The organism is Sphingomonas pseudosanguinis, assembly GCF_014196255.1.
GTDB classification, from domain to species: domain Bacteria; phylum Pseudomonadota; class Alphaproteobacteria; order Sphingomonadales; family Sphingomonadaceae; genus Sphingomonas; species Sphingomonas pseudosanguinis.
Map to the genome: position 1 here is coordinate 161468 of NZ_JACIDH010000006.1, position 7306 is coordinate 168773.

General features: G+C 72.4%; 7 protein-coding genes. 2 read left to right on the forward strand and 5 right to left on the reverse strand.

The window, feature by feature from the left end; all coding sequences use genetic code 11:
- Nucleotides 1-74: 74 nt before the first annotated feature.
- The 5 genes from GGR48_RS09315 to hemC all read right to left on the reverse strand — a co-directional run bounded on the left by GGR48_RS09315 (nucleotide 75) and on the right by hemC (nucleotide 4965).
- On the reverse strand, nucleotides 75-683 hold the full coding sequence (locus tag GGR48_RS09315) for a response regulator transcription factor (protein ID WP_183951633.1): 609 nt from the start codon (nucleotides 681-683) through the stop codon (nucleotides 75-77).
- Nucleotides 680-2335 (reverse strand): sensor histidine kinase, encoded by a 1656-nt coding sequence (locus GGR48_RS09320; protein ID WP_240456082.1) that lies wholly within the window; start codon nucleotides 2333-2335, stop codon nucleotides 680-682. The genes GGR48_RS09315 and GGR48_RS09320 overlap by 4 nt, the downstream gene beginning before the upstream one ends.
- Before the next feature lie 61 nt (nucleotides 2336-2396).
- Nucleotides 2397-3365, reverse strand: coding sequence for an MICOS complex subunit MIC60 (locus GGR48_RS09325; RefSeq protein ID WP_183951634.1), 969 nt, complete (start codon nucleotides 3363-3365; stop codon nucleotides 2397-2399).
- The gene (locus tag GGR48_RS09330; protein ID WP_338110516.1) at nucleotides 3362-4045 is read right to left on the reverse strand and encodes a uroporphyrinogen-III synthase; all 684 of its coding nucleotides are present in this window, start codon (nucleotides 4043-4045) and stop codon (nucleotides 3362-3364) included. Before GGR48_RS09330 ends, GGR48_RS09325 begins: the two co-directional genes overlap by 4 nt.
- A gap of 8 nt (nucleotides 4046-4053) precedes the next feature.
- Nucleotides 4054-4965 (reverse strand): hydroxymethylbilane synthase, encoded by a 912-nt coding sequence (gene hemC / locus GGR48_RS09335; RefSeq protein WP_183951636.1) that lies wholly within the window; start codon nucleotides 4963-4965, stop codon nucleotides 4054-4056.
- Nucleotides 4966-5030: 65 nt separating this feature from the next.
- Between hemC and tsaD the strand changes: the two genes are divergently transcribed.
- Both tsaD and GGR48_RS09345 read left to right on the forward strand, forming a co-directional pair.
- Nucleotides 5031-6056, forward strand: a complete 1026-nt coding sequence (tsaD, locus tag GGR48_RS09340) for a tRNA (adenosine(37)-N6)-threonylcarbamoyltransferase complex transferase subunit TsaD (protein WP_183951637.1) — start codon at nucleotides 5031-5033, stop codon at nucleotides 6054-6056.
- Nucleotides 6053-7030 (forward strand): NAD(P)H-dependent glycerol-3-phosphate dehydrogenase, encoded by a 978-nt coding sequence (locus GGR48_RS09345; RefSeq protein ID WP_183951638.1) that lies wholly within the window; start codon nucleotides 6053-6055, stop codon nucleotides 7028-7030. Before tsaD ends, GGR48_RS09345 begins: the two co-directional genes overlap by 4 nt.
- Nucleotides 7031-7306 lie beyond the last annotated feature (276 nt).

A 7306-nucleotide genomic window follows, 5' to 3' on the forward strand; every position in this document is an offset into this window, starting at 1 on the left:
TCTCCGGCAATGGCATGGGGTTCGAACGCCGGGCGGCGGATCGGGCTCCCCGTCCGGGTGCAGGGTCGGACGGATCAGCGCGACAGGGCGATCAGCTGCGCCACGCTTTGCGTCCGGGTCTTGGCGAAGACGGCGGCGCGGTGGTCCTCGATCGTCTTGGGCGACAGGCCGAGCAGCCCGGCCACCGCCTTGTTGCCATGACCCTGCACCAGCAAATCGAACACCTGACGCTCGCGCGGGGACAGCTCCGCCAGCCGCGCCGCCGCCGCGCGCCGCTCGCGCGACCAGGCGATGCCTTCGCGCAAGGAGGCATTCAGCCGCGCCTCGTCGATCGGCTTTTCCAGATAGTCGAGGCCGCCATGCCGCCGCACCGCATCGACCGCATGCGCGGTGGTCGGCCAGGCGGTGATGAACAGGATCGCGACATGCGGGTCGAGCGCACGCAGCCGATCGGCAAAGCCGAACCCGTCCAGATCGCCCATCATCACGTCGCTGACCACCGCATGCGCCGGCATCGCGGGATAGCGACCCAGAAGATCGACCGGATCGCCAAAGGCGCGGGTGACGAAGCCCTGCCGCGCCAGCATCCGCGCGATCGCCGCGCCCAGATCGGGATCGTCATCGACGACATGGACGACGGCACCGGCAAGGTCGGGGCCAGGATCGGGGAGGGGGTGCGTCATCGCGGCTCGACCAGCGGCAGCGACAGCGTGGCCAGGACCATGCCATCGGCCAGACGGGTGCGCGACAGGGTGCCGCCATGCGCCTCGACGATGGCGCGGGCGATGAAGGTGCCGACGCCCATGCCGCCATCCTTGGGGGCATGGGACGCGGCGGCGCGGTTCGTCACCGACAGGATGGCGCGGTCCTGCGCGACATCGGCCGAGAGCGTGACGGGCGGCGCGGGCGACAGGTCTCGCGCCGCCTGCACCGCGTTACGGACCAGGTTCATCACCGCCTGCGCCAGCTCCACCTCCTGCGCCAGGACGAAGGCGTCGGGTGTGGCGGGGGCGATCTCCAGCGCCACTCCGGCATCGCGCGCCTCGGCACGGGCGAGCGGGGCGACCATGTCGATCAGCGCGGCGATGGCGACCGGCTGCGGACGGTCGGCCGCATGGCCGCCGAAGCGGCGCAGGCGGCGGATCATCGTCGCCAGATGATCGGCCTTGCGATCGATCAGCGCCGCGCTCTGAGCGATCTCACCGCCCAGATCGCCCCCAAGGTCGGCGGTCAGGTGGCGCAGGTGGCGCGCCTCGATCGCCAGAGTGGAGAGCGGCTGGCTCGCCTCATGGATCACCGCCACCGACATGGCGCGCAGGGTCTTCAGCCGCTCGGCCTGGAAGAGCAGCCGGTCGCGCCGCTCCAGCGTGGCACGTGCGCTCGCCTGCGCATCGGCGAAGCTGCCCGCGAGGTAACCGGCGACCACGATCGTCGCCAGCGCCAGATGATATTGCAGCCGCTCCGGCGTCGCCATCGCGCCGGCGGTGTCGGGCAAGACGATCAGCACGATGATCAGCAGCGCCCCCCAGGCGGCCGCGCGGCCGAAGCGCAGGCCGATCCACGCGACCGCGACCAGCACGGGGGCGGGCTGCACCCCCAGCCCCCCGGCGGTGAGGAGACGCGAGAGGCCCAGCCCCAGTGCCAGCACGCCCAGCGCCTCGGCCAGCACCGCCAGTGACGGCGCGGGGCGTCTTTGTCGCCCCCGTCCTTGTGCCAGATCGGCGAGCCAGAGCAGCGGCGGCGCGACGAACAGCGTGCCGAGCAGATCGCCGACGACGAAGGCGGAGAGCGAAACGATGACCTCGCGCATATTGGTCACGCCGGTCAGTTCGGGATTGTAGAGCGCCTGCGGCACCGCCAGCGCGGCCCCTGCCAGTGGGGCCAGGGTCGCCGCCAGTCCGAAGGGCATCGGCGCGCTCAGCAAGGTGCCGTGCCGTCGTCCGGCCAGCCAGCGGATGCCCGCGACGGTCAGGCCATAGGCGAAAACGGGGCGGATGATGCCCCAGATCGTCATCACGCCCCCCGCCCGGTCGAGCGAGACGAAGCCCAGGACGACATTGTCCAGCACCTCGACCACCGCGATCCACGGCGTCAGCCGCGCGCCCATCCGCCACATCAGCGCCAGGCGGAGGCCGGCGGCGGGAAACCAGAGCGAATAGAAGCCCGATCCACTCCACAGATGCGACACGCGGTGCGCGGCGGCGAAGGCCAGCGCGTAGAGCGCCAGCGCCCACCAGTCCTGCCGATCGAGCCGCACCATTCCCCGTCGCGCGGTCCCGGCATCATCGCCCATGTCGGCGACCGCGAAACGGAACGGGCGGGGCAGCGCGGTCATGACATGCTGTCTGGATCAGGCGCGGCCCGCGCGGCATCCGGGAAAATCCCGGATTGCCCAACTAGATGGAGGGTGCGACCGGCTGGGGCGTGGGGGCGGGTGCCGCCTGGTCGCCGGAGCCTTGCGAAGGGGCTGCGTCGGGCGCGGTGTCGGGAGTGCCGACGACCGGACTGGTCACGATGGGCGCCGGCGCCGTGACCGGGGCGACCAGTGCGGCATTCTCGATCAGGTCCAGCGCGTGACGGGCAAGCACATAGCGCCGTGCCGCCCGCTGCCATGTCTGCGCCGCCGATCCGCCGGCCCCGGGCAGCCGCATGACCTCGGCCCGGGCGGCATCGACCTGACCGCTGTCGAGCAACCGCTGCGCGCGTTCCAGTCGGCTATTGGGATTGGACGACGGTGCCGACGCCTCGCGAATGACGATCAGCCGGCCGAGTTCCTGGCGCAGCCCTTCCCACCATCCGTCATTGCCGTTGACGACCAGTTCGGGGCTGAGCGTGTCCAGCCCCTGGCGCAGCGTCTCCAGCGTGACCGGCTGGCGCGCAGCCATGACCAGCACGGTGACCGCGCGCGGCTCGCTGGCGCCGAAGCGGATGCGCAGCTGCTCCTCGAGATAGCCGAGCGGCTGGCCGCGATCGATCGAACGGCGGGTGGCGGCGGCGACCAGAATCGCTTCGGCACGACCGGCCTGCACCCCGGCGGCGGCGGAATCGGTGGCGATGGCGGCGGCGCGCGCCTCCAGCGTGGCGAGCTGCGCGGCCAAGGCGGCCTCACGGGTGGCCAGCGTCATCGGATCGGTGCCGGCGCGGGCGGCATCGCTGCCGGGTGTCGTGGCGGTGGCGCCGGTGCCGGGCTTGGCGGTGACCGCGCGGGGCGCGCTGGCGGTGGTGCCGCCGAACCAGGACAGGTTGCGCATCGCATAGGCCATCAGGATCAGCCCTGCGGCAAAGGCCAGCAGGATCAGCGCGATGGTCGCGCCCGTTCGGGGGCCGCGCGATCGCGGTCGGTCGAGTGGCGCGAAGTCGTTCATGCGCCGCTTATCCCCGTGGCGGCTGTCCGGGTCAACGCCCGCGCGGCGGCGATCATCGCATCGTCGCGCGGCGCCCCGGCGAGCGCCACCGCGCGCCACCCCGGTCCGGCCGCCGCCGCCGTCTTGGCGCTGATCGCGACCAGCGCGATGGCGGCCCGCTCCACATCATGATCCTCGACCAGTTGGGCGAGCCGCGCCGCCGCACGGGCCGAATGCAGCAGGACGATGGTGCCGGCCAGATCGCGTACGGTGTCGGGCGGGATGGCGATCGGCTCGGCGGCATAGACGATGCGTATCATCGCGTCCGTCACCACCCGGTCGCGCCCCGCCAGATGGAGCAGCCGCGCGAAACCGGCCGCCCGCGCCGCCGCGACCACCGCCGCGGCATCGGTGTCGCCCGTCAGTACCACCGACAGGCCGGCGGCGCGCGCGGCGGCGGCGGTGGCGGGGCCGACCGCGATCACCGGTCGCGCGGCGAGGCTGGCCAGCGCGGGGCCGGCGAGCCGGACGCCCTGCGCACTGGTGAAGAGCAGTGCATCGACTTCCGCCGGATCGGGCGGCGTCCAGTCCAGCGCCTGGGCAACGAAAAGGGGCAACGACCGCGCCGCCAGCCCCGCATCATGCAATGCGGCGATCGTCGCGGCATTGCCCGGCTCGGGCCGAATGACGACGATCGTCACGGGGCGGCTCAACGCCCTGCGAACAGCTGCCGGACCTCGGGCGGCGCGCGGTCGAGCAGATCGGTCGCCAGCCTCGGCCCCAATTCCTCGTCCAGCGCGCCCTCGACCCAGCCGCCGACCCGCGCCGAGCCATCCTCGGCCAGCAATTCGGCGCGCAGCGTCAGCATCTCGCCCGACAGCGAGGCGAGCGCCGCGACCGGGCTGTGGCAATCCGCCTGGAGCGCGGCGAGCAACGACCGCTCCGCCATGACGCAGGCATGGGTCTCGGCATGGTCGATCGACGCGATCAACATGGTCGCGGCCGCATCGTCGGCGCGCGTCTCGATCCCGACCGCCCCTTGCGCGGGCGCGGGTAGCATCTGGTCGGTCGGCACCGCATGGCCGACCTCGCGCCCCAGCCGATCGAGCCCGGCGGCGGCGAGCAGGGTGGCGTCGATTTCCCCGTTCGTTACGGCGGCCAGGCGCCGGTCGACATTGCCGCGCAGCAGCGTGATGGTCAGGTCGGGCCGGTGCGACAGCATCTGCGCGCGGCGGCGCGGGCTGCTGGTGCCGATCACCGCGCCGGGGCGCAGTTCGGCGATCGTCTCCGCGCCGATCAGCCGGTCGCGGACATCGGCGCGCGGCAGCATCGCGGCAATGTGCAGCCAGTCGGGCCGGATCGTCTCGACATCCTTCATCGAATGGACCGAGGCGTCGATCTCGCCGTCGTACAGCGCGCGGTCCAGCTCCTTGGTCCACAGCGCCTTGCCGCCGATCTCGGCCAGTGCGCGGTCCTGCACGCGGTCGCCGGTGGTCTTGATCGGGACGATCTCGATGGCGTCCTCATCCCACCCCTGCGCCGCCGCCAGCGCCGCGCGCACCATATGCGCCTGGGTGAGGGCCAGCGGCGAGCCGCGCGTACCGAGCCGGAAACGAACCATGGCTCCGCCTTTGCCGTAAACCGACCCCCTTCGACAAGTTGTCAGCGGGCGGGTATGGAAGAGCCATGCTGATCCTGGGACTGGAATCCTCGTGCGACGAGACCGCCGCCGCGCTTGTCACCGATGACGGCCGCGTGCTGGCGCACCGGCTGCTGGGGCAGGAGGCGGCGCACGCCCCGTTTGGCGGCGTCGTCCCCGAAATCGCGGCGCGCGCGCATGTCGAGGCGATGGAGCCGCTGGTCGCCGCCGCCTTCGCCGATGCGGGCGTGACCCTGGCCGATGTCGACGCGATCGCGGCGACGGCGGGGCCGGGGTTGATCGGCGGGGTGATGGTCGGCCTCGTCACCGGCAAGGCGCTGGCCCATGCGGCGGGCAAGCCGCTGATCGCGGTCAACCATCTGGAGGGCCACGCCCTGTCGCCGCGCCTGTCCGACCGCGACCTCGCCTATCCGTACCTATTGCTGCTCGTGTCGGGCGGGCATTGCCAGCTGCTGCTGGTCGAGGGGGTCGGGCGCTATCGCCGGATGGCGACGACGATCGACGACGCGGCGGGCGAGGCGTTCGACAAGACCGCCAAGTTGCTGGGGCTGGGCTATCCCGGCGGCCCGCGTGTCGAGGCGGCGGCGCGGGAGGGAAACCCCCATGCAGTGCCGCTGCCCCGGCCGTTGAAGGGTTCAGCCGAGCCGCACTTCTCCTTTGCGGGGCTCAAAAGCGCGGTGGCCCGCGCCGTCGGGCATCATTCGCCCGAGGACATCGCCGCGTCGTTCCAACAGGCGGTCGTCGACTGCCTGCTCGACCGGACGCGGCGTGCGCTGGCCAATGTCCCGCCCGTCACCGCACTGGTCGTCGCGGGCGGAGTCGCGGCGAACGGCGTGATCCGGGGGGCGCTGGAGGGACTGGCGGCCGAGCACGGCCTGCGCTTCGTCGCGCCGCCGCTTTGGCTGTGCACCGACAATGCCGCGATGATCGCCTGGGCGGGCGTCGAGCGGTTCCGCGAGGGGCTGACCGATCCGCTCGACACGCCCGCGCGGGCGCGCTGGCCGCTCGATCCGGCGGCGGAAGCCGTGCGCGGCGCGGGGGTGAAGGCATGAAGATCGGGGTGATCGGCGCGGGCGCCTGGGGCACCGCACTGGCGCAGGTGGCGGCGCATGGGGCTCGGCCGGTGCGGATATGGGCGCGCGATCCGGCGGTGGCGGAGGCGATCAACACGACCCACGCGAACCCGCTCTATCTGCCGAATATCGCGCTCTCGCCGAGCATCGAGGCGGTGAGCGATCCGGCGGCGATGGCCGAGATGGACGCGCTGCTGGTCGTCACGCCCGCGCAAGCCGTGGGCGCGGTGCTGGCGACGATGCCGGTCGGGTCCAAGCCGCTGGTCCTGTGCTCCAAGGGGATCGAGGCGGGCACGCGGCGGCTGGTCGGCGAGGTGGCGCGCGCGATCCATCCGGGCGCGCCGATCGCGGTCCTGTCCGGCCCGACCTTCGCGCATGAGGTGGCGGCGGGGTTGCCGACGGCGGTGACGCTGGCCTGCGAGGAACCGGACCTGCGCAAGGCTCTTTCCGCGCGGATCGCGGCGCCGCATTTCCGGCCCTATGCCACCGACGATGTGACCGGTGCGGAGATCGGCGGCGCGATCAAGAACGTCCTCGCCATCGGTTGCGGCGTGGTCGAGGGGGCGGGGCTGGGCCAGAATGCCCGCGCCGCGCTGATCGCGCGCGGCTTTGCGGAGATGACGCGGTTCGGGCTGGCACGCGGTGGTCGGGCGGAGACGCTGGCGGGCCTGTCCGGCCTGGGCGATCTGGTGCTGACCTGTTCGTCGACCGCCTCGCGCAATTTTTCGCTCGGCGTCGGCTTGGGGCAGGGGCGGTCGGCGGCGGAGTTGCTGGCCGATCGGCGGACCGTGGCGGAGGGGGCGTTCACCGCCCCCGTGCTGCGCCAGGCGGCGGCGGAGGCCGGGGTCGATATGCCGGTGTGCGAGGCGGTGTGCCGGTTGCTGGACGGGGCGGCGGTCGGTGAGGTTATCGGGGCGCTGCTGGCCCGGCCGCTCAAGGCGGAGGGGACGTAACCCCACCTCCGTTCAGCCTGAGCGAAGTCGAAGGCCTCGTTGCGACCTTCGCCAAAAGGGACATTTAGGGCAGGATGACACGGCGTGAACCCACCCCTCCCCTTCAGGGGAGGGGCCGGGGGTGGGGCACTTCTACAGGCGGGCGGCTCGCGGCGTGGCCCCACCCCAACCCCTCCCCTGAAGGGGGAGTGTTCACTTTGGACTCTGCAGGCGTTTTCTGGCGAGGAAGATGTCGAGGGTGATCTCGAGCATGTGCTGGGTCTTGGAGGCGCGCTT

Excerpts from the sequence above, each read along its gene's own strand:
- GGR48_RS09315 (WP_183951633.1), bottom strand. The coding sequence starts at position 683 with ATGACGCACCCCCTCCCCGATCCTGGCCCCGACCTTGCCGGTGCCGTC.
- GGR48_RS09320 (WP_240456082.1), bottom strand. The coding sequence starts at position 2,335 with ATGACCGCGCTGCCCCGCCCGTTCCGTTTCGCGGTCGCCGACATGGGC.
- GGR48_RS09325 (WP_183951634.1), bottom strand. The coding sequence starts at position 3,365 with ATGAACGACTTCGCGCCACTCGACCGACCGCGATCGCGCGGCCCCCGA.
- hemC (WP_183951636.1), bottom strand. The coding sequence starts at position 4,965 with ATGGTTCGTTTCCGGCTCGGTACGCGCGGCTCGCCGCTGGCCCTCACC.
- tsaD (WP_183951637.1), top strand. The coding sequence starts at position 5,031 with ATGCTGATCCTGGGACTGGAATCCTCGTGCGACGAGACCGCCGCCGCG.
- GGR48_RS09345 (WP_183951638.1), top strand. The coding sequence starts at position 6,053 with ATGAAGATCGGGGTGATCGGCGCGGGCGCCTGGGGCACCGCACTGGCG.